At 37.0% G+C, this 25,797-nt stretch carries 30 protein-coding genes and 1 pseudogene; 30 read left to right on the top strand and 1 reads right to left on the bottom strand.

What is annotated here, in order from left to right; genetic code table 11:
* Window positions 1–59 precede the first annotated feature (59 nt).
* Window positions 60–1,019, bottom strand: a complete 960-nt coding sequence (locus tag U5921_RS01430) for an alpha/beta hydrolase (RefSeq protein ID WP_324824760.1) — start codon at window positions 1,017–1,019, stop codon at window positions 60–62.
* Between the two features lie 224 nt (window positions 1,020–1,243).
* Here U5921_RS01430 and U5921_RS16165 point away from each other — a divergent pair.
* From U5921_RS16165 to U5921_RS01285, 30 genes and pseudogenes are all read left to right on the top strand, one after another.
* A pseudogene (locus tag U5921_RS16165) lies at window positions 1,244–1,348 on the top strand (IS3 family transposase); the annotation flags it as partial.
* 380 nt (window positions 1,349–1,728) lie between these two features.
* Window positions 1,729–1,881, top strand: a complete 153-nt coding sequence (locus U5921_RS01425; protein ID WP_324824759.1) for a hypothetical protein — start codon at window positions 1,729–1,731, stop codon at window positions 1,879–1,881.
* A gap of 122 nt (window positions 1,882–2,003) precedes the next feature.
* Window positions 2,004–2,879: an AraC family transcriptional regulator gene (locus tag U5921_RS01420; RefSeq protein WP_324824758.1), complete on the top strand. Its 876-nt coding sequence runs from the start codon at window positions 2,004–2,006 to the stop codon at window positions 2,877–2,879.
* A 540-nt stretch (window positions 2,880–3,419) separates the two neighbouring features.
* Window positions 3,420–4,304, top strand: a complete 885-nt coding sequence (locus U5921_RS01415; protein WP_324824757.1) for a LysR family transcriptional regulator — start codon at window positions 3,420–3,422, stop codon at window positions 4,302–4,304.
* 427 nt (window positions 4,305–4,731) lie between these two features.
* Window positions 4,732–4,929: a hypothetical protein gene (locus U5921_RS01410; RefSeq protein ID WP_324824756.1), complete on the top strand. Its 198-nt coding sequence runs from the start codon at window positions 4,732–4,734 to the stop codon at window positions 4,927–4,929.
* The gene (locus U5921_RS01405) at window positions 4,926–5,687 is read left to right on the top strand and encodes an ABC transporter ATP-binding protein (RefSeq protein WP_324824755.1); all 762 of its coding nucleotides are present in this window, start codon (window positions 4,926–4,928) and stop codon (window positions 5,685–5,687) included. Before U5921_RS01410 ends, U5921_RS01405 begins: the two co-directional genes overlap by 4 nt.
* A 5-nt stretch (window positions 5,688–5,692) precedes the next feature.
* Entirely contained in the window at window positions 5,693–6,892 is a 1,200-nt protein-coding gene (locus tag U5921_RS01400; RefSeq protein ID WP_324824754.1) for a SufD family Fe-S cluster assembly protein, read from the top strand.
* A gap of 47 nt (window positions 6,893–6,939) precedes the next feature.
* Entirely contained in the window at window positions 6,940–7,365 is a 426-nt protein-coding gene (locus tag U5921_RS01395) for a metal-dependent transcriptional regulator (protein WP_324824753.1), read from the top strand.
* A 295-nt stretch (window positions 7,366–7,660) separates the two neighbouring features.
* On the top strand, window positions 7,661–7,855 hold the full coding sequence (locus tag U5921_RS01390) for an ATP-binding protein (protein ID WP_324826026.1): 195 nt from the start codon (window positions 7,661–7,663) through the stop codon (window positions 7,853–7,855).
* Between the two features lie 241 nt (window positions 7,856–8,096).
* Window positions 8,097–9,149, top strand: coding sequence for a methyltransferase (locus U5921_RS01385; RefSeq protein WP_324824752.1), 1,053 nt, complete (start codon window positions 8,097–8,099; stop codon window positions 9,147–9,149).
* Window positions 9,121–9,573 carry a MarR family transcriptional regulator gene (locus tag U5921_RS01380; protein ID WP_324824751.1) on the top strand — a complete coding sequence of 151 codons (453 nt, stop codon included), beginning with the start codon at window positions 9,121–9,123 and terminating at the stop codon, window positions 9,571–9,573. The genes U5921_RS01385 and U5921_RS01380 overlap by 29 nt, the downstream gene beginning before the upstream one ends.
* Window positions 9,574–9,590: 17 nt before the next feature.
* Complete coding sequence (locus U5921_RS01375) at window positions 9,591–10,697, top strand: ABC transporter substrate-binding protein (protein WP_324824750.1); 1,107 nt, start codon at window positions 9,591–9,593, stop codon at window positions 10,695–10,697.
* Complete coding sequence (locus U5921_RS01370; protein ID WP_324824749.1) at window positions 10,697–11,740, top strand: iron ABC transporter permease; 1,044 nt, start codon at window positions 10,697–10,699, stop codon at window positions 11,738–11,740. The genes U5921_RS01375 and U5921_RS01370 overlap by 1 nt, the downstream gene beginning before the upstream one ends.
* Window positions 11,740–12,510, top strand: a complete 771-nt coding sequence (locus U5921_RS01365; protein ID WP_324824748.1) for an ABC transporter ATP-binding protein — start codon at window positions 11,740–11,742, stop codon at window positions 12,508–12,510. Before U5921_RS01370 ends, U5921_RS01365 begins: the two co-directional genes overlap by 1 nt.
* A 170-nt stretch (window positions 12,511–12,680) precedes the next feature.
* A complete protein-coding gene (locus tag U5921_RS01360; RefSeq protein WP_324824747.1) occupies window positions 12,681–13,283 on the top strand; it encodes a TetR/AcrR family transcriptional regulator in 603 nt (200 codons plus the stop codon).
* Between the two features lie 47 nt (window positions 13,284–13,330).
* Window positions 13,331–15,574: a HelD family protein gene (locus U5921_RS01355; RefSeq protein ID WP_324824746.1), complete on the top strand. Its 2,244-nt coding sequence runs from the start codon at window positions 13,331–13,333 to the stop codon at window positions 15,572–15,574.
* On the top strand, window positions 15,571–15,804 hold the full coding sequence (locus tag U5921_RS01350) for an acyl carrier protein (RefSeq protein ID WP_324824745.1): 234 nt from the start codon (window positions 15,571–15,573) through the stop codon (window positions 15,802–15,804). The genes U5921_RS01355 and U5921_RS01350 overlap by 4 nt, the downstream gene beginning before the upstream one ends.
* A gap of 9 nt (window positions 15,805–15,813) precedes the next feature.
* Window positions 15,814–16,035, top strand: coding sequence for a heavy metal transport/detoxification protein (locus U5921_RS01345; protein ID WP_324824744.1), 222 nt, complete (start codon window positions 15,814–15,816; stop codon window positions 16,033–16,035).
* A 249-nt stretch (window positions 16,036–16,284) separates the two neighbouring features.
* A complete protein-coding gene (locus U5921_RS01340) occupies window positions 16,285–16,857 on the top strand; it encodes a TetR/AcrR family transcriptional regulator (protein ID WP_324824743.1) in 573 nt (190 codons plus the stop codon).
* 193 nt (window positions 16,858–17,050) lie between these two features.
* A complete protein-coding gene (locus U5921_RS01335) occupies window positions 17,051–17,521 on the top strand; it encodes a flavodoxin domain-containing protein (RefSeq protein WP_324824742.1) in 471 nt (156 codons plus the stop codon).
* 100 nt (window positions 17,522–17,621) lie between these two features.
* On the top strand, window positions 17,622–18,185 hold the full coding sequence (locus U5921_RS01330) for a flavodoxin (RefSeq protein WP_324824741.1): 564 nt from the start codon (window positions 17,622–17,624) through the stop codon (window positions 18,183–18,185).
* Window positions 18,178–18,774 (top strand): CDP-alcohol phosphatidyltransferase family protein, encoded by a 597-nt coding sequence (locus tag U5921_RS01325; RefSeq protein ID WP_324824740.1) that lies wholly within the window; start codon window positions 18,178–18,180, stop codon window positions 18,772–18,774. The genes U5921_RS01330 and U5921_RS01325 overlap by 8 nt, the downstream gene beginning before the upstream one ends.
* A gap of 94 nt (window positions 18,775–18,868) precedes the next feature.
* Window positions 18,869–19,399 (top strand): PadR family transcriptional regulator, encoded by a 531-nt coding sequence (locus tag U5921_RS01320; protein WP_324824739.1) that lies wholly within the window; start codon window positions 18,869–18,871, stop codon window positions 19,397–19,399.
* A 196-nt stretch (window positions 19,400–19,595) separates the two neighbouring features.
* Complete coding sequence (locus tag U5921_RS01315) at window positions 19,596–19,994, top strand: DUF4345 domain-containing protein (RefSeq protein WP_324824738.1); 399 nt, start codon at window positions 19,596–19,598, stop codon at window positions 19,992–19,994.
* Between the two features lie 138 nt (window positions 19,995–20,132).
* Window positions 20,133–20,774 carry a TetR/AcrR family transcriptional regulator gene (locus U5921_RS01310; RefSeq protein WP_324824737.1) on the top strand — a complete coding sequence of 214 codons (642 nt, stop codon included), beginning with the start codon at window positions 20,133–20,135 and terminating at the stop codon, window positions 20,772–20,774.
* A 167-nt stretch (window positions 20,775–20,941) separates the two neighbouring features.
* Window positions 20,942–21,364: a metal-dependent transcriptional regulator gene (locus tag U5921_RS01305; RefSeq protein WP_324824736.1), complete on the top strand. Its 423-nt coding sequence runs from the start codon at window positions 20,942–20,944 to the stop codon at window positions 21,362–21,364.
* The gene (locus U5921_RS01300; protein WP_324824735.1) at window positions 21,324–22,499 is read left to right on the top strand and encodes a cation diffusion facilitator family transporter; all 1,176 of its coding nucleotides are present in this window, start codon (window positions 21,324–21,326) and stop codon (window positions 22,497–22,499) included. The genes U5921_RS01305 and U5921_RS01300 overlap by 41 nt, the downstream gene beginning before the upstream one ends.
* A 55-nt stretch (window positions 22,500–22,554) precedes the next feature.
* Window positions 22,555–23,958, top strand: a complete 1,404-nt coding sequence (locus U5921_RS01295) for an MATE family efflux transporter (protein ID WP_324824734.1) — start codon at window positions 22,555–22,557, stop codon at window positions 23,956–23,958.
* A 131-nt stretch (window positions 23,959–24,089) separates the two neighbouring features.
* A complete protein-coding gene (locus U5921_RS01290) occupies window positions 24,090–24,755 on the top strand; it encodes a response regulator transcription factor (protein WP_324826025.1) in 666 nt (221 codons plus the stop codon).
* Window positions 24,752–25,765, top strand: a complete 1,014-nt coding sequence (locus U5921_RS01285; protein WP_324824733.1) for a sensor histidine kinase — start codon at window positions 24,752–24,754, stop codon at window positions 25,763–25,765. The genes U5921_RS01290 and U5921_RS01285 overlap by 4 nt, the downstream gene beginning before the upstream one ends.
* The last annotated feature ends 32 nt before the right edge of the window (window positions 25,766–25,797 follow it).

Here is a 25,797-nt window from a genome sequence, read left to right as displayed (position 1 = left end):
ATCAAGGAACTCAACCTATAGTTGGGAAGTGATTATAGTATATAATTTCATTTGTGAAACTATTTTAAACGTGTGGAAATAAACTCTTTTGTAATTTCGGCAATTTTATCAGCATTTGTCCAATGTAAATAATGCCCACCACGAAGCGTTTCAATCTTTTGTATCGTAGAATTTGATATTACTTCTTCATGAAGGGATAGCCACTCATTATCTGTGTCCACAGTATCTTTTGCTAAAAATGAAAGCACAGGTAAATCATTTGGATATTTCATGTCATATAATTCTTTTGTGTTTGTATTCACCATATTCATTTCATTTATTACAGAGGTATTTACACTATTCCAAGCTGTTGCAATTTTTTTAAATTTAACTTGTTCAGCAGAGTAAAAATTATTTTCATTCATACCATCATCAACATTTGGTAATAGAAATGTAATATCCCTTATGATTCCCAGAGTGTTAAGTAGCGCTAAACTTGGCGACATATTTTCATATTTATTGGTTTTTGTTTGGTTAGGTCTAGATTCGTCAATTCCAATAATTGCTTCCACTTCATTTGGATAATTTATTGCATAGTACAACGAATATACGCCTGATATCGAGTGAGGCATCAATATATATGGTCCACTAATTTCTAGTTCTTTCAGTGCTTCTCTTATTTCATTTACAATATTTTCATTGGAACGCTCCTTCTTTGTCGTGTCACTAAAGCCGTACCCAAAATATTCAAGAATTACAACTTTATAATCTTCACTTAATCTTTCCGCTAAAGGCATAAAATCAGTAATTGGTGATGCAGTTCCTAAACCGCTTAGTAACACGATTGTTTTTTCTCCTGAGCCAGTTACATAAGCCTGCATATCTTGACCCTCTATATTTATCGTCTGACCGATTTCATATTTGTTCTTTTCAATTGGCTTCAGAATGTTATGTGTTACTGCTGAAATTATCACTAATCCGACTATTATCCCCAAAATCCATAGTAATACTTTGCCGGTTATCTTAAGTGCCTTTTTCATCTATTTTTCCTCCATGATTTTCATTTGCTTTTAATTACAGCTCCGATTCAGCTGTGGATTGAAACTGAAAATTATTACATAAAAGTATTGACAAGGCAGTCAAAAACCAAACATACCTACAAAATAAATTTCGACAATACCTGGTGGGTATAAGGTTGTTTCAAATGTTGCAGATAGATTTAAAATCTACTATGTAAAAAAAGAGCTACATGAACTTGGCGTTATATCACTTAAAAGATTTCACAAGTTTTTGTGAGATGTGGGGAATAACACAGAGTATGAGTCGTGCCGGAACTCCCTATGATAATGCTCCGATGGAACGTTATTATGTCTTATAAGCCGTTCATCGACTTCAGGACAAATTATTGTGATTTCCGTTTCAGAAGCTTTGGGATCTTTATGTATCGTTAATTTCAAATATTTCACCTTCTTTCTTATCCTGTATAAAGTATAGCTTTACAATTTTAATAAAGCAACGATACCTACTCAAGATGCCCTTTAAGGTTGTCAAAATGCAATTATATAAGAAAAGGTAGTTTTTCATCTGCTTAAGAAGTATCAAGGCGCAGTAACGTGCACCTCACCGCCAAGGGGCTACCAGCTTCCAACGGCATCATTATCACCACCACAAGGCATGTAGAGTCCATAGCCCTGCTGCATCGGAGAAACAGCTAAAAAAACTAAATATAATGTGCTATGATATAAGGATATGAAAGCCATAGGTGCCACCAAGGAACCACCAGCTCTTCACGACACCATTATTGCCTGCTCAAGGCATACGGAATGTGTGGTTCTTATGACGAAATGTGGTTCGGATGGAAAAAGTAGCATTCAAACACAATATGTTGTAGTTTTGGGCTGATTTTGAGGCTTAGAAATGGGAATAAAAGTGTTTTTTTATTCCTACATCTAACAGCACAAAAAGTCACGAAAGAAAGTTGCACTTCTCATATAATTAACTCATACGGAAAGGGCGTGAAATGATTGGATTGGATTACAGGAATACAACGAGCGATTGACTATATTGAAGATAACATTACAGAAAATCTTGATTATGATGAAATTGCTAAAAGAGCATATTCATCAAGTTATCATTTTCAACGTGTATTTGGAATTTTATGTGGACAGACGCTTGGAGAATACATCCGTGAAAGACGGCTTACACTTGCAGCAAGTGAACTTGTTTCCTCTAACGGTAAAGTTATTGATGTTGCAATAAAGTATGGCTATGACAGTTCTGAAAGTTTTGGAAGAGCATTCAGCAAATTTCATGGCGTTACACCATCAAAAGCAAAATCCTGTGGTAAGAATCTAAAATCATTTTCAAAACTTACCGTAAAATTAGTTTTGGAAGGTGGAACTGTGATGAATTACAGAATTGAAGAAAAGAAAGCATTTAAGGTCATTGAAAAAGTGAAACTGTTCAGTACAAAAAATGAGGAAAATATGAAGGGAATTCCATTATTTTGGGACGCCTCACGTAATGATGGTACAATTCAAAAGCTGTGTGAATTTTGTGTAGGTACAGAGCTTGATAATCTGATTTTAGGCATTTGCTATGGAGATAATTGTGACAATACTAAAGAATTTTCATATTCAATTGCAACGGGATACAATGGGAATCCAGTACCTGATGGATTTAGAGTAAATCAAATTAAATCGAGCACTTGGGCAATCTTCAAATGTAAAGGTGCAATGCCAATAGCAATACAAAATATGTGGCATAGAATTTATACCGAATTTTTCCCAACATCGGACTATATACCTAAAAATGAAGTAGACTTTGAGGTGTATCCTGATGGTGATATGAATTCGCAAGATTATGAAAGCGAAATATGGATTGCTGTTGAAAAAAAATAGTAACTTTATATAATGGTCATATTCTCGTGGTAAAAATTGATATAAATTAAAGGCTAAGCCTTAGGTCAAATTAAGACCTATAGACTTGGTCTTTTTTTATTTTTATTACCTACTAAATTATTGAATTGCAGTTTGCAAAATTAAAAAATAAATATAAAAACAACAAGAATATATTGAGATTAGGGATATAAGAAAAATCACGGTTAATAAAAAGAAGCTTATGAATTTAGAGCTAGTATGATGCGCTCCAACGGGAAATTGTGGAGACAGAGAATGCGTTGGCTGAACTGGAACGGCAGGGAATTTTGAAGCTGTCAAAACGACAGCGTGGGATTGTGGAAAGTGGGAAGGCGGTTTGGAAAAAAGGAATTTATTAACTAGCGAATTTTTGAAAGATGTTTCTACGGTATTCTCGGATAATTCATTTGGATATTTGAATGCGCTTGATAATTTCTATTATCCGTGTTACGGTATGATACATAAATAGTTATTGATACGAGTGAAATATTAATAAAATATTTATTAATATGGAGGTGCTTTATGGACTTGCTGCAAATTAAATATTTTCAAACTGTGGCTAGCATGCAACATATGACAAGAGCAGCCGATGTGTTGCAAATTGCTCAACCCGCCTTAAGTGCCATGATTGCTAAGTTGGAGGCGGACTTGGGAGTTCCCTTGTTTAATCGGACAGGACGTAATATAGTTTTAAATGAATATGGAAAAACGTTTTTAAAACGGGCTAATAGAATATTGAAAGAAGTTGATGAAGGACGACAGGAGATATCCGATCTGTCCGGAAGTGAAATGGGCGCTGTGTCTTTTGCAACTACATCTTTAAATAAAGAATTCGGTAATCTTATAGGCAACTTTGCACGTCTTCATCCAAAAGTAAATTTCCATATTACACAGTTAGGTGATGATAGAGAAAAACTTAATCTATTGGATAAAGATGAAATTGATTTTGCTTTTATGAATACGATTGATGAGCATTCTAATATCTCAACTATGAAATTGGCAGAGGAGGACATTTATTTAGCAGTACCACCATCGCACCCCCTTGCTAAATACCGAACAGTTTCTTTTCAGAATTTGAAAGACGAAGCTTTTATTGGATTAAAAGCTAATTATAGCCAACAGGAATTCTGTGATGAACTTTGCAAGAAGAATGGATTTGTGCCAAATATCATCTGTGAGTGCAGTGAGTTCACGGCGGTTATTAATTTGGTCGAAGCAGGGCTGGGTGTATCTTTTTTACCGTGTTCTGAGGATGAGAAAAAGGAGTTGTCTGTTGTTTTGCTTAAGATCGATGGGATTGACTTTAAGAATATTCTACGACTTGCATGGAAAGAGCAACGATATTTTTCAAAAGCGGCAAGAAATTTCCGTGAATATATAACGCTATATTTTAATGCCACAGTTTAATTAGAGCAGAAGGACATACCAATCAAATAAATTGGTATGCCTTTTTTTATACAAATCAATATATTAACAATTATAAATACATATATAATATTATATTTTTATTTACTGATATTTGGGTTTATACTGTAGATAGTAAAGATAGTAAAGTATTTATTAAACTTTACGTGCATAAAGATGGAATTTGCAGTTGCCAAAGGCAAATTTTTTTTGAATGTAGGTTAGCGAATGCTAACTGTTTGAAATATAAATCTTTTCGGCAGATTAATTTCTTCTGAACAATTGCATGAAAGGAGATGAAAAATACGAGCAACAAAAGTCCATGAGTGATGGCGTTCAGCGCGCCATGAGAGGATTTGCCGCTGGCGTCATGGTGGCAGCCTCAGTATGGAGTTTATTAACGATTACTTTATAATACAAGGAGAACAATATGAAAGCCAGAAAAGACAAACGGCTGACAAAGTACGATGAAGAGTCTTACTTAGCTTTTACAAAACACTTTTCAAATTATTTCCAATCATACTTCTCTTATTGCTGGGGATGGATGCCATCATTTTGCGATACAGAGACACCAGTTTCATCACATTTACCTGACGAAGCGAAAGAGAGGAGAGATCAAACAAAATGAAATATTGCATAAATATACTGGAAATTAAAGATCTTTGTGTTCAAGCAGGTGGAAAAAATCTGCTGAACCATTTAAATCTTACAATTCCGAATGGAGAGGTACATGCGCTTTTGGGACAGAATGGCAGTGGAAAAACTTCTCTCATGATGACGATCATGGGGTTTTCGGGATACACAGTGACACAGGGACAGATATTGTATAAAGGACAGGACATTACGAAGCTTGACGTCTGCGAACGGGCTCAGATTGGCATTGCCATCGCCCAGCAGCGACCATCTACGATCGACGGAGTAAAGCTACGAAGCGTTCTGCGGTACATACTGCGCAATGAGGAAAATCCGGAGGAAAAGTTGGTCGAACTTGCTCAAACCGCTAATATGGAAGGTTTTCTGGATCGAAATGTAAACGATGGGCTGTCTGGTGGAGAAATCAAGCGTGCGGAACTACTGCAGCTTTTAGCAATGTCACCTGCGTTTTCTATGATGGACGAACCGGATTCTGGTGTTGATATTGAATCACTAACGTTAGTGGGAGACCTGATTAACAAATTATTTTCTCCGGATGAAAAGCGGAAAGCAAAACGAAATTCCGGACTTATCATAACACACAGTGGAAGTATTCTCCAATTTTTCAATATTGATAAAGCCCATGTCATGCGAGATGGTAGTATTGGCTGCTCAGGCAATCCAGCAATTATACTGGATACCATCAGCAAATACGGCTACGAGGAATGTGTACGTTGTATAGGGGGGCAGTAAACTATATGAATATTATTAATGAAAATAACAATAAAGATAAAAACGATAACTTTGATGTCATACAAAACGAAGATTCTAAAAGCCCGATTGAGCCTGAACAGATTGGACTGGCAGATAAAAAGGCACTGGCTGAAGTAGGCGTTCTAATTGGTAGTGAAAGCCGTTCTGCCACGATGGTTGTTCGCGACCGTCAGTCTCAACCAATCTACACGCTTAATAATAGCGACGAATTTGAGATGCTGCCCATCTTTGCAGCGTTTAAGCGCTATGAATGGTTGGAGAAACAATATTCCTTTAAGGCGGTAGCTCGGGATTTTGATGAAATTACTGAAAAATGTGCCGCTGAGCAGAAACCAATTGGCTTTTTCATACATGTTAAAAAGGATGCGAAGGTGATGCTTCCCTGCCAAACAGCAATGTATATGGCAAGCAATAATCTTACTCAAATAGTTCACAATATTGTAATTTTGGAAGAAAATTCACAATTGGAGTTAATTACAGGGTGCATGACGGAGTCCAGCGTCAAGGATGGGCATCACCTTGCGGTGGAAGAGTATTATATTGGAAAAAACGCAAAGTTTACCAGTACCATGGTTCATTCATGGGGATCAGAGGTAATGGTCTTTCCGCGTACTGGAACAATTGTGGGGGAGAACGGACGTTATGAAAGCAACTACATTTCACTAAAGGCAGCCAAGCAGGTGAAAATGAACCCGCAAACTTATCTGAATGGAAAGGGCGCTTCCGCAAAATATCTGACCGTAGTGCTTGGTGCGCCTGGCTCTTTCATCGATACGGGAGGAAACGTATATATGAACGCGGAGGACACTAGTGCCGAACTTTTACATAGGGGAGTATGCACTGGAGGGATCATGCACCAATCTGGTTTGATTATTGCCAACGCACCGTGCAAGGGACATGTGGACTGTGCGAGCATGTTGCTTGACACCGCAGGTAAGGGATATGTTCAGTCGATTCCGGGGGTGGAATCCCATCATCCGGATGCCCGTTTAAGTCACGAGGCTAGTATCGGAAAAATCGCTCCGGAGCAGGTAGAGTACTTAATGTCCCGTGGAATGGAAGAGTTGGAAGCAATCTCTATGATTATCAGAGGTTTTTTAGGAACGGATATTGAGGGGCTAGGCGCGGAACTCGATGCGCAAATTGCAGAGATAGCCGAAATTGCCGGGCATGGAGAAAAATGACCCAATTTATAACATGACAGATAAAACATAGAAGGGGGGAAAAATGTATGATTAAGCTTACTGAGTCCAACGAGGATTATTTAAAAGTCATCTACGAGTTGGATTGCGGCAATGGAGTCAGGATAGTAGACATTGCTGACAAACTAAATGTGGCGAAATCAAGTACTTGTGTCGCTGTTAATCTTTTGCAGAAAAAAGAGCTAGTGGAACGAGGTGGCGGTCGTAGAGTTATCCTTACTACTAAAGGAAAATTAGAGGCTGAATCAATAGTAAATAAGTTCTCAGTCATTAAAAATTTTTTGAATAAAGTTTTTAATGTAGATGAAAAAAGTGCAGATACTGAGGCTTGCGATTTAGAGCATGTCGTGAGCGTAGAGACTACCCAGGCTATGATAGAAATCTTGAATTTCGTAGACGTCCATTGTCGATACTGCCAGAGGGAGAACTGCCCAATAAGCAGTTCGACATTTTAGAACGCAAAGTGAAATGTTTCGATGTATATGTGTAGTATGTTTCAATGCTATTTATTTACAGAAAAAGACCGCATGTTGCTTGCATGCAGCCTTTTTCTGTAAATGGGCTGTAATAAAAAACTCAAGAGGCGAAATAAACAATATGGATTTGAAAAATCTAGGTGATACGAAACGTGGACAAAAAGGGAAAATCTACACTTAAGCGGTAAAGTGACTTTTGTAGATGATAAGGAACTTAAAACACGCGCACTCAACGAAAATCCTGCTATAAAAAGCATTTACGGTTCAGCGGAAAATCCTATCTAATGGTACGGGACTAAACGGAATAATAATTCAAAAATTTTGTGATACTAAGACGGTATTCAGTCAGGAACACGGATTGGATATTGTAAAAAGCATCATAGAAGCACATAATGGAAAAGTTTTTGTTGAGAGTAAATCTAACCAAGGAAGCCAATTCCACATTTCCCTACCAATGAATAATGAATGATATTGTAAAAAATATCATTAAGTAATCTTAAAGATAATTCATTGAACTTTCTATTTCTAAAATCTGAATGGAATATGGATGCAACTAAGAAGGTTTTTCTATCAATGTAGAATTTCCTAGAATATTTTATTAAATAAGGCTTTCCAATAATTTAATTGTATGCTTGACATACAATTAAAAAGGATGTATACTTGGCATACAATAAGTTAGCAATGGCTAACCAACGAAAGGGAGTGAAATAATGCATCAATCAAAAGAAAATCAAAAGCTGTATTATAAAATGCTTCATCAAAAACGAGAAACAGAGCTACTTTTATCAGCATTAAGGGTGAAGTTGTTCTCTTATCTGGAAAACTGGGAAGCTCCAAAATCTGTTGCAACGAAATCAGGCTTAAATGAGCGGAATGTATCTTTTGTGCTAAATGCATTAGCATCCATTGGATTACTTGAAAAAAGTAACGAAGTTTATAGAAATACGCCGCAGAGTAATGATTTTTTAAATCCAAACAGTTCAGCTTATTTGGGCGAGAGTATTCTTTTTAGAGAGAAAATGATGTCTCTGCAAAATATCGAAGAGCGTTTGATAAACGGCCCTAACAAAAACGTTCTAAACAATAATCAAGGGATCGGGGTATATGATTTTTATGAGGCTGCACGGGTGAGTATTCCTGAAATGTATACAGGGCGTGTTCAGTCTCTGATTCAAGCAGTTACAAGTCTTTATGGAAATAAAACCCCTAAGAAGATACTTGACCTCGGAGGAGGCTCAGGGATTCTTGCGATGGAACTTGCAATTACCTTTCCGAATTGCAAAAGTGTTGTTTTTGAGCATCCTAACGTAGCGCGGCTGCCACGTGAATTAGTGTCAGAAAGAAACCTCTCGGAGCATGTAAGTGTGATAGAAGGAGACTTTAATGCAGATGATATCGGAAAAGGATATGATCTGATTATTGCCTCAGGCGTACTGGACTTTGCAAAAGACCATTTGGACTCCGTGATGAACAAATTATATAACGCGTTAACATCAAATGGTTACCTATATGTTGTTACCCATAATGTCAGCGAGGATTATCAGGAACCGCCGGAGAGTATTCTTGGCTGGTTATCTAGCCATTTGGATGGACTGGATGTACTGCTTACAAAAAAGGATATTGAAAATACTTTAACAAGACATGGATTTCAACATATTCATAGTGATGATGACGGTGGAGTATTTGAAGGGTTGCAAGGCGAATTTTACTTAAAAAGAACGAGAGGTCTCCAAGATGGAAAAGTTACAAAAACTTGTGATTAGTGATTTTATACAGATGACAGAGCGAATAGCCAATGGAAAGACAAATGTATTAGATTTTGGCTTAGAAGGAATGCAGTTCTATCGTGGGGAAATCCACATGATTAAAATGATAGGTGATCATCCAGGTATCTTTATTTCTGAAATGGCGCGCAACTTTAACGTAACACGTGCTGTAGTAGCAAAAACTGTCCGAAAACTTGAAGAACACGGTTTTCTCGAGAAAAAGGAGGATGACGAGGATAAAAAGCGCTTTTGCCTTTTCCTTACAGAAAAAGGGGAAATGGCTTATAAGCTTCATAACCAGTATCATCAGGAATGTGACCGCCCGTTGTTTGCTTATCTTGAAAGCTTAAATGATAACGAACTTCATATCATTCAGGAATTTTTGAAGCATGCAAATGATTTGATAGAAAATCATTTTTAAATAACGGGAGGAATAAAATGAAATCTAATAAAATATGGTTCTTAATTTTATCGATTGTTTTGACTGTGGCTTTCGCAGGCTGTGGGGCGCCAGAAGATGCATCTGTTACCGAGTCTAAAAATTCATCAGAATCAGGGACGAGAATGATAACCGATTTAGGCGGAAACACCGTGACTGTGCCGACGGCAGCAGAAATTCAGCGTATAGTTATCATATCCCCACCAACGACATCCGTACTTTTGGGAGTTATTTCTGATCCCGATAGGATTGTAGGGGCTAATTCCAGAGCCTTTACGACTTCAAATACTGAAATTGTAAGCAAGCTTTTCCCAAATTGGAATGGTGTTGAGACCTCATTTGTAAGCGAAGGTTTTGTATCTAATACTGAGGAGCTTTTAAATCTCAAACCGGATATTGTGTTTTACTATGGAGAAGCTCAGAAATCGGGCATTGAAAATTTGGGGATACCGATTGTCGATATGATGAAAAAAGGAGATAACAATCCGGAAACGGTTACGATCGCATGGGATAACCTGATGCGTAAGATATTTGAGGTAGATGATTCTGTTTCGCTTCAGAACGAATGGGAAGCTTCCAACAAAAAGGGAGCAGAGGTTCTCGATACATATACAGGAGAAAAAAAGACTGCACTATTTCTTTTCAGCAATACGGGAGGTGTGATTTCCGTATATGGAAGCGGAACTTATGCAGATACGTGGTTTGAAAAAAGTGGTCTTGTCAATGCGGCAGCAGAAATATCAGGACAGGCTGAAGTCAGCATGGAACAGCTCTATGAGTGGAACCCCGATTTTATTTATGTATTTATCGGAAGCCCGGCTTCTGCTATGTTGAATAATAAAATGAATGGACAGGACTGGGACTTGCTTTCCGCTTATAAAAACAACACAATCTTTGATATTCCACAGGGAATCTATTCATGGGGCGCACCATGCTCGGATGCTCCGCTTACACCGCTTTGGATGATCTCAAAAAGTTATCCGGAGTTGTTGAGTGAGAGTGATTTTAAAATGCTGTTTCAAGAGTATTACAGCAGGATGTACAAAATTACGCTGGAGGAGGAGCTGATTTCTGCTGTGCTTAGTCCGCGACAGTTGCAGAAATAATGATTATGATTAAAAAACGAAAAACAATAAAAACCAAAAATAATGTTAAATTAAAGTTTATTTTGCTCGCAGGGCTCCTTTTTCTTGTAATGGTAGCGTCACTTTTTGGAGGGCGTTACCATATGGAATATGGGGATGTCTTAAAGCTGATAGAAGCAAAACTATCTGGAGTTTCGTATCCGGGCTTTGAAGTTGCGGAGCATGTTCTGTTTCAAGTCCGGCTGCCGCGTATTCTGATTGCGTTACTCGTTGGAGCAGGCTTGTCCATAGCAGGAGCCTCCCTGCAGGGGCTATTTCAAAATCCTCTTGTCAGCCCTGATATTCTTGGTGTTTGTTCCGGTTCTGGATTTGGTGCAGCGCTTGGAATACTCCTTACATCCGGCATGGGTGTGATGACATCCGTATTGTCGTTAGGATTCGGACTGATCAGTATGTTCCTAACACTTTTTATGGTTCGAGCCAAGGGGCAAGCGCAAACCATGTCCTATATTTTATCAGGGATTATTGTGACCTCGGTTTTTTCTGCGCTGACATCACTGATTAAATATGTTGCTGATGTAAACGATCAACTTCCTACAATTACATTCTGGTTAATGGGTAGCTTTGCAAATAAAGAATTCAATGATTTAAAAATAATTATTTTGCCAATTGTTATGGGAATTGCTGGGCTGCTACTTTTACGGTGGCAGCTTAATATTTTGTCACTGGGAGAAGAAGAGGCATATTCCCTTGGAGTAAATCCGCAAGCGGCACGGATAGCGGTTATTCTGTTCAGTACAATTATTACAGCTGCCTGTGTAATGGTTTCCGGCATTGTCGGCTGGGTAGGTCTGGTTATTCCCCATATATCCAGAAGAATTATGGGGGTGAACCACGAGGGCTTACTTCCTGCATCTATGCTGCTTGGTGGAATTTTTATGGTGATTGTAGATAGCGTTGCCCGCAATCTGACTGCAGCTGAAATACCAATTGGAATACTAACAGCGTTAATCGGGGCACCGTTCTTTGCACTCATTTATAACCGAATGAAGGGAGAATCATAATGTTGCTTCGTGTAGAAAAAGGAAGTTTTTATTATACAGCAGATACACCTATTTTGCAGGATATTACGTTATCGCTTCAAAAAGGTGAAGTAATTGCTGTTATGGGGCCAAACGGCATAGGAAAAACTACTTTCTTAAAATGCTTGATGGGGATTTATAAGTGGAAATCAGGTCATTCACTCATTGATGGAAAGGATACTGGTAACGCAAGAAGACAGATTGGATATGTACCGCAGGCTCATCGCTTTTCATTTCCGTATTCAGTCAGGGATATGGTTGTGTTTGGCAGAGCAAAGTATCTGCCTGCATTTGCATCACCTGGGGAAAAGGATTATCAGTTAGCTGACAAAGCCTTGGAAGAGGTAGGCATTTCAGCGATTCGTGATAAATCCTGTAATCAGTTAAGCGGCGGACAGCTTCAAATGGTGTTGCTTGCCCGTGCGTTAGTCGGAGAACCTCAATTGCTGATATTGGATGAGCCAGAATCTCACCTTGATTTTGGAAATCAGATCACAATACTGAAAATAATTAAAAGACTAGCAAAAGAAAAAGGAATTGCCTGTGTAATGAATACACACTATCCAAATCATGCGCTCACGATTGCGGATAAGACTTTACTTTTAAAAGGAAACAAATTTCTTGTAGGGAAAACGGATCAAATACTTACAAAAGAAAATATACGAGAGTATTTCGGAGTCGATTCCATTATTGTTACAGCAGAAAAGGATGATAGAGCGATAAATGCCTTTGTATTAACTGATTTAATTTAAAAATGAATACAGAAATATAATCTATATCCAACTTCCTTTCGACAAAGCAATATACATCAATTATATATGCAATGACGAATAGTAGCAAATTCTTGACAAAAAGAAATGAGGGTAGTATGCTTATATTACCGATGGTAATTACCGACGGTAATATAACTCGGAGGTAAAAAATGAAAAAGAATATAACAAAAGAGCAAATTGTTGAAACAGCTCTTGAACTGATGCGAAATAAGAGCGACTTGCGAGGTCTTAATCTTCGGGAGATAGCCCGGACATTAGGATGCGCCCATACAAATTTATATAATTACTTTCCCTCATATAATGATTTGTTATGGGAAACACATGCTGCCATACAGGAGATATTTATGAAAATGCTTACAAAAAAGCTGGATATAGCAAATACTGCAGAAATGCGCCTTTCCTATTTTTTTGAAGCCTTTGTTGAAATGTATCTGGATAATAAAGGCTGGTTCCGACTGGCATGGCATGAATATATTGATGGTGACCGGCCGCAGGGAGATATTGAAGCTACAGAAGCTACAAACAAAATGCTGAATCAATATATATCCCAAATATGGAAAGAACTTTATGGACAATATCCAAATGCAGATACGAGCAAACGAGTGCTTCATAATACGCACTGCTACGTTGTGGGTGAAATATCAAATTATCTTTTAGGCAGAGGTTTAATCCAAAATGAAGCTGAGCTAAAGGTTTATATTACCCGTGAAGCCGTCCGTATGTTTCGATTATGTCTTATAAGTAATGATTAGGTGCAATCATTTAAAATAAATATGCTGTATAGAAATGAGGTGTTTACTTGGAAAACTATGAACAGGTATTAAATACTGAACTTGCTCATTACAATGAGATTCTTGAAGTTATTCACTCGCAATTGGAGGATGCTAAAAAAGATAACTCCAAAAGCATAGAAGATTTAAGAGAAACTAATCGGGATATGTGGGAGAATGCCTCCCACTCCGCAGATAATTTTGACGGAGCGGTACAGTTAAGCCAATTCTATCAACCGCTTGCCAGTAATACTTTTGCAATAGAATCCAGTACTAAAACGATCCAGTTGCTGGAACGATTATCACAGTCAGCCTATTTCGCCCGAATTGATTTTTGTATGGAGGCTGAAGAACAGTACGAAAAAGTCTATATTGGCAGAGGAACATTATTTAATGATCAGGAGAAAGGAATTATTATCTACGATTGGCGTTCTCCTATTGCCAGCCTATTTTACCGTTTTGAAACCGGAAATGCACATTATGATGCACCGGGTGGCCGCATTACGGGAGATATTGGTCTGAAACGGCAATATGAAATAAAAAAAGGAGTCTTCGAGTACTTTTTTGATGCCGATGTTCAGATTGCAGATGAATTTTTACGCAAAATGCTATCCGGAAATACCTCCAGCAAAATGAAAAGCATTGTAGAAACCATCCAGAAGGATCAAGATATCGCCATCCGAGATGGTACCCACGACCTGCTTATGGTTCAGGGAATTGCCGGAAGTGGCAAAACCTCTATTGCTTTACATCGTGTGGCTTACCTCAAATATCAGGGGCTTTCAAGTCGCCTGAAGTCATCTGACATTATTATTCTATCTCCTAATACACTGTTCGAAGAATATATTTCCAATGTATTGCCTGAGCTGGGTGAGGATGAAGTGAAATCTATTGTGTTTGATGATCTGATAACGGATAGTTTACCAGACAAGCCGGCATTTCAGTCTCGCTATCACCAAACTGAAATGCTGATTTCCTGTGCATCATCCTCGGCAAAAGCACTGCAAAAGCAAGCAATGGAATTCAAAATGTCCAAAGCATTTGGCAGAATACTAAACAGATATGCAGACAGCCTTCCAACATCTCATATCGTCTTTCCTGATATTGAGTATGATGGAAAAACCGTTTTTACAGGGCAGTATTTAAAAAATCGTGTGCTTCAAATGAACGGAAGTAGCTTGGCGATAAAACTGAGCCATCTACGCCAGCATATTTTTAACGAAATACATGAGATGCGTAAAGGTCGGATGCCTAAACTGTTGCGGCAAGCAAGGGAAGATCCTGAGCATCCTTTTGATTGGGAAGAATATGCAAGAGAACTGTCTATCAAAGAAAGCACTCTTCTTGCTCAAAAAGTTGATGAATTTATAAAATTAAATCCTGTTTCACTTTACAAAAAATTGATAAACTCAGATAATTTATTGCTTTCTCTTTCAGCAGAAACTGAGTTGCCAAACAACATTGAGAAAATACTGTCCTACTCAAAGGAACAACTCACAGATTCTACTCTTCAAAATGAGGATGCTTTGGCTGTAACTTATTTGCAGTTATTGATTGGTACAAATGATACCTACAGGAACATCCGGCAGGTTGTAGTGGATGAAGCACAAGACTACTACGATCTTCATTTTGAGATATTAAAGCAATTGTTTCCAAATGCACGATATACCATATTGGGTGATATCAATCAAACGATTGAAAAGCAGGAGACCATGAGCCTATATGAGAGAATTACTAATATTTTACAGCCTAACAGCTCTTGCTTAATGGCCATGAATAAAAGTTTTCGATGCACCAAAGAGATACTTTCATTCAGTATGCAGTTTTTGGATGATGCCACGCTCTTTGAAAGTTTTAACCGCAGCGGTGACATACCGCAGGTTATCAAAGCTGATAGCATAGATTTGCTCGATGGAAAAATAATCGAAGAAGCTGTTTATAGTAAAAACCAAGGCTACCAATCCATCGGAATTATATGTAAGGATGCACAGGAATCAGAATCCCTTTATCGTCGATTAAAAGATAGATTGAGTCTTCATTTAGTTCACTCAGGTGAAGACCTGAATACAGCAGGAGTATTTATTATCCCGATCACTATGTCAAAAGGATTAGAATTTGATTCTGTGTTAATTTACGGTGCAAATAAAGAGAGTTATCATTCCGTTGATGATAAAAAGCTGCTGTACATTGCCAGCACCCGAGCTTTGCATCGTCTCAATCTATTTTATACCGGTGAGAAAAGTGCATTCATTCAAGGAGGTATCGAGATATGACGTTGGATATTATTATTTCTTTGCTGTGTGAGGTCATAAGTGCTTCTGAAAATGAATTAAGTGGCAGAACGCCACTAACACCGGAATACGATATTGAGCCAATTGATATTGCAAAACTGATGATTAAAATTGAAAAGCGTTTTGAGGTGACAATTCATGATGAAGATGTCCATACATTTCGGACAGTAAATGATGTGGTCAAATATGTGGATGCACTGATTGCAGAATAGGAGGAAACGATGAAAAAGGTTATCGTTGTTGAGGGCATGGACAATATGCCAATGGGTAGTGCCGTATCCCGAATTTTAGAGGGTATGAGCGGCGTGGATAAAGTTATGTTAAATTTAGAAGAAGAATCCATTCTTGTGGAGTACGGCCGTGGTATATTAACTGAAGATGAATTGTGTGATGCCATTAACGAGGAGGGGTTTGAGGTCGTAGAGATATTTGACGAGGACTAATATCGCATTGCAAAACAGCATTACCGGACATCTTATCAAGGGAGAAATCTGCTATCTTGGTGCCCTATGGTAGGTGACATCATGGCTCATGCAGTGAAGAACTCACTCTAAGAAAACAGAGAAGGAACAAATAGAGTATCTTAAACAACTTAAATACTTATACCAAAAATTAAATTGACAAAAAATAATAGCTGTACTATAATATGAATGAGTTAAAATAAATTCATTCATATACTGGAGGGCTAAAAAGTGGAAGACAAAAAAGCGGTTCTTTATACTTGCGGAAAAGAATTATTCAGTTCTAAAGGGTTTAAGGATACGAATGTTTCCGATATTACAAAAATGGCTGGAATAGCAGTCGGTACATTTTACAACTATTATCAATCCAAAGAGAAACTCTTCTTGGAGATTTTTCTGAACGAGAACGTTTTACTAAAAAAAAGCATTATGAAGTCCGTTGACCTTGATGAAGACCCCAAAACATTAAGTAAAAAATTATTATCGTTAAATATTAAAGGGATAGTTTCAAATCCTATACTGAAAGAATGGTATAACAAAGATGTCTTTAAGAAGATTGAGCAGCAATACCGAGAAGATAACGGGGCAGATCGATTTGATTTCTTATATACCAATTTTGAAGAGCTAATAGAAAAATGGCAGTCACAAGGGAAAATGAGAACAGATATGGATCGTGAATTTATAATGGCTTTTTTTACAGCGATTATAAATATTGATACGCACAAAGAAGAGATAGGATTGCAATATTTCCCCGATATTTTAGATCACATAACAGAGTTCGTCATGAAAGGTTTGATGGTCTAAGTGAAATGTAACATGGCATTTTATTACTAAAATTTAATTGATAAAGTGGCAAACTGATGAATATTATCTATTAAGATGATGTTCAATAACGACAAATACTTTATACTATTATATGAATGAATATAAAAATGTTCATTCAAAACTGGTTTAGCATACTTAAAATATATTAATTGAGAAAGGCGAAGGTAAGAATATGAGAACATTAATTATTTATCAATCATATCACAAAATGAATACCAAGAAGATAGCAAAAGTTATGGCAGAAACAATGAATGCAGATATTGTAAAGGTTGAAGATGCCAAAATAGGAGAACTGGCAAAGTATGACTTGATAGGCTTTGGTTCGGGTATCTATGGTTCAGGGTTCCATAAAACGATAGATACGTTAATTGAGAAAATGCCCAACATGAACAAGAATGTATTCCTGTTTTTTACCACGGCATACTTTGGGGCGAAAAATTTATATGCAGTCAAAGATAAACTTTCAGAAAAAGGCTGCAAAATAATAGGTGAGTTCAGCTGTTCCGGTGAATATAGCCCACTGGGATTTAATTTAAACTTCAAAGGAAAAGGGGCATTTATAGCAGGCAGAGAAAAAGGGCATCCAGATGAGAAAGATATGGAAAGTGCCAGAATATTTGCGAAAGGTCTTTTGAATTTATAGTTGGAGAGTAATTTTATTCGAATTACTATAAAAACAAAGAGAGGAAATTATTCAGAAGTAGATTTAACAGAGATAAAAAATAATAATTAGGAGGTAAAAAATGATAAAGAAAATTTTTTTAGTTATCGGAATTATATTTGTGCTACTAATTTTATGTGTGGTATTGTTTTGCTTGATGATTTTATCAACAAACTTGCCGAAAGGAAACCATGAGGAAGTACTAAAAAGCGACGGACAACCAATTGGTAAAGCTTTGATTATATATCAACCCTCAATTTCGAATATTTCCAGCCGGATGGCTCATCAAATTGCTAAAGGGCTTAACGATAGCGGATATGAAGTAACCATGAATTATCCAGGAAAAAAATTGACTTATGATATTTCGAGTTATCAGGTTGTTATATTCGGTTCGCCTGCCTATTGGTCAAATTCGTCGAAAGCATTGATTGATTATATCAAGAGCATAAAGGATTATTCATTAGGAAAAGTAGTTCTGTATTCTACCGGAATAGCAATGAACAGTATGGACGAGTTTGATGCTATGGAAAAGTCACTTAAAGATGTAAAACCTTATAAAGTATTTAAGTTTGATACGAATTTGAAGAAAGAAGAAAATGAAAACACAGCATATGAGTTGGGTAAGGAGTTATCGAAGAATGACTAAGAGGATTCCTAACTTGATAACGATATCTAGGGTTATTTTAACGTGCCTACTAAATGCTTATATTCTAAACAACCTTGGCAGAGTATTGGTTCCTATCGTAATTTCTTTACTTATTTTTCTTTCGGATTTTACAGATGGTAAAGCTGCTAGAATTTCGGGGAACACATCTCGTTTCGGTGCAACTTTTGATGTTGTAGCAGATTTATTCTATATTGTAGCTTCATACGGTACTTTGATTTATCTAAAAATAGCACCATTTTGGTTTTTGACAGTTATTCTTTTTAAATTTATAGAATTTGTAATCACTTCATTTTTATTAAAAAGGCATTCGAGAGTAAACGCAATGTTTGTTTTTGATTTTATAGGCAGGTTCACCATAATACTCTTTTATGTTGCCCCATTATTAATATATGTGTCTTTTCAGCTATCTCTGACGGTAAATACATTTATAAGCCAAGCTTTAACGTATGGAGCCACTGCAACTACCATAACTTCTACTGTATATCGAATCTGGAAAGTAGTGGAACAAAAGGAGTTGGTAAAAAAAGTGAAATACAATAAATATATTTGTCAAAAACTGAACCAATAAAGCGAAAGCGGCACTATTGACAAATCCAAGTTTGCTATTATAATATTAATTATATCGAATCGATATATATATATTGACGATACAAGGAGAACATATGTTAGAATACATAATCTTAGGATTTCTGATGAAAGAAGAAATGAGCGGGTATGATTTAAAACAGTGGATGGCAAACTGCACATCTTATTTCTTTGACGCTAGTTTTGGAAGCATTTATCCAGCGCTAAAAAGGTTAGAGGAAAAAGGTTACATCAGTTGCCATGAAGTTGTTGAGAGTAGTAAATTCAAAAAACTATACGCCATTACTGATATGGGTAAGACATCTTTTTTGAGCTGGCTTGAAACCCCGATTGTTTTTTCTAAAACGAAACAAGAGCATTTAGTTCATTTCTACTTCTATCAATATTTACCTAAAGAAAAAGCAATATTAAATTTAAAAACATTTATATCAGAAGTAGAATTATGTTTTAATCAGTTAAGCAAACAAAAATCGGATCTTGAAGAAGCATATGATGTGAATCAGTTAACTTTTGTGTATTCTACAATGGTCTATGGTATTCGTTATTATCAATTTATAATTGACTGGTGCAAAAACTTATTAATACAAATCGAAGGAGAAAAAATATGAAAATGACAACACAGGAACTAAACAAAAAATAAGGCCTATTTCCAATTAGGGGCACATTTCTATATAAAAAGAAAAGGAAGTGCATTTTTTTTAAACAGAAATATCGAAACGATATATAACTATTTGATGTATATAGAAAGAAGAGTGAATTTAAATAATGAAAGATAATGTAATGAAAAAAAATATGAAAAGCAAAATGATATCAAAACGTATTATGCAGTTGATTCTTGGTTTGATCAGTATATTAGCCTTATTTTCAGCCTATTTAGGATATGCTTATGGTGCAGTAAACTGGTACTACGGCTTTGCTGATGGGCAAGAATTCTCGAACGGACTTCTTATGCTGGAAAGTAATTTTCGATTTTACAATGGTCTATGGTTAGGCATTGGTATAATTCTGTTGTGGATGATTCCGCGAATCGACCGTGATAAAACAACGCTACGGGTTATAGCTGTATGCTTTTTCTGTGGAGGCATCGGGCGTTTGATTTCCTTACTGTTTTGTGGCATACCATCGCCTATTGATCTTGTTTATGTGATTATTGAGTTGGGCTTTCCACTTCTGACCTTATGGCAAAAGCGTATCTTGAAATAGCATGTTTTTTGTTTCATCTTCTTTTTTGTGGTAGGGGTATGATAGTAGACAATTTATCGTTGCCTTGACAAAAAATAAAAAATGGATGATAATGAATATATTCATTCACTCGCAAAGTGATTTAAATGGAGGAATATTATGGAATTGTCAAAAAATAAATTCACAGAGGGCGAGAATGGTCGTTCTCGTAAAATACGAATATCGAAAGAACCGGACGAACGCCGTCAGGAAATTATTGAAACAGCATTAGAGATGTTTTCTGAAAAAGGTTATGAAAATACAACCATTCAAGATATTGCTGAAAAGATGAATGTATCTCCTGGACTATGTTACCGTTATTTTAAATCTAAAACGGAAATATTTGCGGCAACTTCAGAATATTATGCAATACAAGCGGTAGAACAAATGAAAATTCCAATATCACAGGATATCCCAGCAATTGAAAAATTGAATCTTGTCATAAACCGCATGTTTGATTTTTCGGTGAATCACCATGAGTATGAATCGAGATATAATGAGGGATCAAGCATTAGGGCAATTCTGTTGGATGATGTAGCCTATCAATGGATGACTGTAATGATACCGATTATAGAACAAGGGGTGAAAGAAAAAACTTTCAGTTGCAGCAATGCTCCTAGAACTGCTCAATTTTTGATTACCGGTCTGATACACACGTTCCACGCAGAAATGCCAACTGAAAATGCGAAGGAGTATATGCAATCCTTTTTTGATTTTACGCAAGATATGCTGGTACGCGTTTTAGGAATCAAGGCAAATTAGAATATAAAATAGGAATATACGTGAAAGAAAAAGTACATGAAAAGTCTGCTGGCTGTCATGTATTTTTTTATTGACGACCTATTGAATAAATTCATTCATTGACTTTTTGCACTTAAAGAATTATTATATATATGAATGAATAAAATTATTCATTCGTAAGGAGGTGAATGTGTTCTTTGAAATTACACCAGTCAGGAGAGGATTACATGAAAACAATTTTACTGCTTCATAAGCAATCGCATGAGGTTAGAAATGTAGACATTGCCGAAGCTATGGGATATTCAAAACCGAGTGTAAGCCATATGATAAAAAATTTAAAACAACTTCATTATGTTACTGCTATCGAAAATAATATATGCCTCACTGCGGATGGACTGCAGTATGCGAATAAAATTTATGCACGGTACTGTACAATTCGAGATTTGTTAATCTATCTGGGAGTTTCACTGAAAACAGCAGAAAAAGATGCCTGCTGTATGGAACATATCATAAGTGATGAAACGTTTGAAGCACTGAAAAATCAATTAGCGAAGAGAGGAGGGATGATAAATGGTGTCTTTGCTGATTCGACTATTGATAAAGGATTATGAGAATATTGCGTCACAATCAGTACAGAAGTCCTATGCGAAGCTTTGCAGCGCTATAGGGATTTTACTAAATACTCTTTTATTTACAGTTAAATTATTTTCAGGGCTTATAAGCGGATCAACGGCTATTATAACGGATGGTTTTAACAATTTAGCAGATGCAGTTACTTCCATAGCTTCGTTTCTTGGCTTTTGCTTGGCCGGAATTGGATCTGGCGAAAATCATTTATTCGGGCACGGCAGGTATGAATGGCTGATGGGATTTCTATCTGCACTTGCAGTACTTGTAATGGGCACTACATTAGCAAAAAACTCCATTACATCAATACGTATCCCTCAAAACATAGAATTCAGCTGGATGATAGTATTTTTACTTATTTGTTCCATTCTTGTGAAGCTGTATATGTTTTTTTACAATAAGAATATTGCATGTAAAATAAATTCCTCCGCCATGAAAGCGACTGCTTCTGACTGCATCAGTGATATGGCAGCAACAACAGCTATTATGATTTCGCTTATTGTACAGTATTTTACCGGATGGAAAATTGATGGCTGGTGCGGATTGCTGGTTTCTTTTTTTATTATGTTTTCAGGTCTGAAATCCATGATGGAAATTGTAGAAAGATTGTTAGGGCAAACACCGGATAAAGACTTAGTTGATAAAATTACAACTATTATTATGCAGTATTCCCAAGTCAAAGGTATCAACAGCCTGATCATTCATGATTATGGTCTTGGACATTATGTAGCTTCCATGCATATTGAGGGAGAGGAAGAAAACAGTGCCATTTTAAGCGACATCGCCAATGAAATTTCTTATAAACTTTATCTGCAAATGGATTGTGACACAACAATACAAATTGATTATTTAGATACCGATCCCGTTCTGTATGACTTGATATATAAAAAAGCGGAACAAGAAATTCAAAAATTCGAAGCGAATGGTAAGATAAAAAGTTTGCGAATCGTAAAATCGGGATTACATAAAAATGTTCTATTCATAATTTCAGGATCAAGAAAGCTGCAAAAGAAACAAGATCAAGTTAGAGTATCAATAAATCAATCCATACTTTCAGTCAATAGCAATTGTAGGGTAATCACGAAGATTGTTATTGCAGCTTTACATTCAAAAAAGTAATACCGCAACTTCATTCATAAATGTGCACAAATTTTAAACGAAAGGAATTTTTATCATGAATAAGGAAGAACGTATCACAATGTTAAGGGAAGCCCCAATCCCTCAGCTTCTACTAAAAATGGGATTGCCGACAATGATCGGCATGCTGGTGACAGGGATATACAACCTTGTTGATGCTTATTTTGTCGGTGGATTAGGAACAAGCCAAATGGGGGCAATATCGATAGCCTTCCCTCTTGGACAAGCAATCGTCGGTATTGCAGTCATGTTTGGCGGCGGTGCAGCGGCGTATATATCCAGATTATTGGGTGAAAGAAAAAATGAAGAAGCAAGTCATGTGGCTTCGACTGCCCTTTATTTAAGCCTTTCTGTTGGGACAGTGGTAATCATTTTTTTATTGTGCTTCTTAGACAAAGTAATATGGGGATTAGGTGCAACGGAAACAATTTTCCCCTATGTAAAACAATATGCCATGATCTATGTAGCCAGTTCAATATTCAATATTTTTAATGTTACCATGAACAATATTGCTTCAAGCGAGGGGGCGGTTAAGGTATCTATGACTGCAATGATCCTTGGGGCGGGGCTGAATGTTATTCTTGATCCTGTTTGTATTTATGGTCTGCATATGGGAATGATAGGCGCTGCGTCAGCAACGGCGGTTGCTCAAATCATAACATCTATTATGTATTTGTCTTACATAGCAAAGAAAAAAAGCATCTTTAACTTTTCACCTAAAGAAATTCGTTTTGAGAGTAAAATTTTCAGGGAAATTTTTAAAATTGGAATAGCAGTACTTGTTTTTCAACTTTCGACCAGTGTAGCAATCAGCTTAACAAATATGACAGCACAACCATATGGTGATGCAGCAATTGCTGCAATGGGGATTGTAACTCGTGTGATTACTATGGGCATTTATGCGGTATTTGGTTTCGCAAAAGGTTTTCAGCCCGTTGCCGGATATAATTATGGCGCAAGACAATATGAACGGTTGCAGAGCGCGACAAAGATCGCAGTGAAATGGACTACCTTCTTTTGTATTTTAATGACGCTGTTCATGATTTTATTACCGCAGCCGGTTATTTCTTTATTTACAACAAATGATGCATCAGTCATAAAGATAGGTTCATTGGCTCTTCGTATAAATATCATAACATTCACTTTTTACGGTATGGAAGCAATTTACTCCATGCTCTCACTTGCACTAGGTAAAGCATTAGGGGGATGGGTATTAAGTGCAGGGCGTCAGGCCGTATTCTTTATTCCTGTTATTTTGATTCTGCCTAAATTTATGGGACTAAATGGAGTGATAGCAGCGCAGCCGGTTGCCGATATTATCACGATTATCATCATGGGAATTTTAGCAGCAAAATTGAATGGAGAAATCAAGCAAAAAGCCTGTACTTTCGTGGGACGAGATGATCCTTCTTGTTGCTTGTACAAGACTTTGAGGGACTGATAAAGTTAAGGTTTATTAACTTGAATTTATTTTCTTCAACGTATACACTAAACTTTGGGCGTGCATGGGCAATTTCCATGAGTGCACCAGATGGCAGGCTGAAGAAAACAGGAAAAAGGAGTGATGATTTCATGTATCAAATTATGATTATTGAAGATGATGCAGTTATTCAAGAGGAGTTATCGGTGCTTCTGAAAAGCAATGGTTATGAAGTAATCCTGCCAAAGGATTTTTTTAATATTATCAGTGAAATACAGAACAACCCTCCACATCTGCTTTTACTGGATATTAACCTACCAGTGCAGAACGGCTTTAAAATTTGTTCGGGAATACGCACGTTTTCCAATGTGCCAATCATATTTGTTACAAGTCGGAACACGGATATGGACGAACTGAACAGCATCATGCTGGGTGGTGATGATTTTATCACAAAACCATACAATACACCTATTTTACTGGCTCGTATTGCATCACTGCTAAAACGCACCTACGCTTCTGAGCATGCAGAAGTTTTGAAATATGGGGGAGTTACTCTCCATCTGGAAAACAGCAAGATTGAGTATCAAGGAGAGTTGGCAGAGTTGACGAAAAACGAGTTGAAAATCATGGTGTATCTTTTTCGCAATGCAGGAAAGATTGTTCCCCGTGCGGATTTGGTGGAATACCTTTGGGACAGCCAGCTCTATGTGGACGATAATGCCCTTAGTGTAAACATTACGAGAATCCGGGAAAAATTAAAGAGCATCGGGGTAACGGACTTTATTCGGACAAAGCACCGACAGGGGTATTTGATATGAGGTATCAAGAGTATTTAAAAGATCAGCTCCCCGTTATCATTACTCATGCTCTATCCATGCTTTTCTGTGTGATTTTCTTATCGGCAGTCAATGTGCAGGCAAGCATCACCTTAATTCTGCTGATTATCTGGATTTTAGTTACCGCAAGCTATATTAATGTCCGTTTCTTTTCCCGAAAAAGGCATTTTGCAGAGCTGCTTTTACAACTGGAGCGGTTGGATAAAAAATATTTAATTTCAGAGGTTATGGAGTATCCAATACTGACAGAAGATAAAATTTATTATGGGCTTCTAAAAGCTGCAAATAAATCCATGATAGAGCAGGTGTCGGAATCTAAACGAGAGCGCAAGGAGTACAAGGAATATATTGAGCAATGGATACACGATGTCAAAACGCCTATTTCTGCAATGAAGCTCCTATGCGAAAACAACAAATCCGATACCACTCGAAAGCTGATGGCAGAACTTACAAAGGTCAGCCACTACACTGATCAGGCACTTTATTATGCCAGAAGCGAAAATATTGAAAAGGATTATCTAATCAGGGAAGTTTCATTGTCAGAAATGATCCATGCCGCTGTTGCAGAGAACAAGCAGCATCTGCTTCAAAACCATATTTCGGTTGAAGTAAATAATTGTGACGATACGGTCTATACCGATGAAAAATGGATTGGCTTTATCTTGAATCAGCTCATTGCGAATGCGGTAAAATACAGTAAGAAAGAACCAAAGATAACCTTTGAGGCAAATTCCAAGCAAGGACAAATTGTTTTAGGCATTGGTGACAATGGTGTTGGGATATCAGGAACTGATCTTCCCCGGATTTTCGAAAAAGGCTTTACCGGTGAAAACGGCAGAACTGGGAAAAGCTCTACAGGGATCGGATTGTTCTTGTGCAAACGCCTTTGTGAGAAGCTGGGTATTGGTATTGCCGTAACGTCCGAATCCGGGCAAGGAACACAGGTAGAGTTGTATTTCCCCAAAGGAGATTTTGTGAAAGTGCAGGAGTAAATTTCCTGCACTTCTTACATTTTTGTAAGAAC

The sequence above is a fragment of the Sinanaerobacter sp. ZZT-01 genome (assembly GCF_035621135.1).
In the GTDB taxonomy this organism is placed as follows: Bacteria; Bacillota; Clostridia; order Peptostreptococcales; family Anaerovoracaceae; genus IOR16.
The sequence above is the reverse complement of the archived record's forward strand: the minus strand, read 5'-3'. Positions and strand labels throughout refer to the sequence as shown.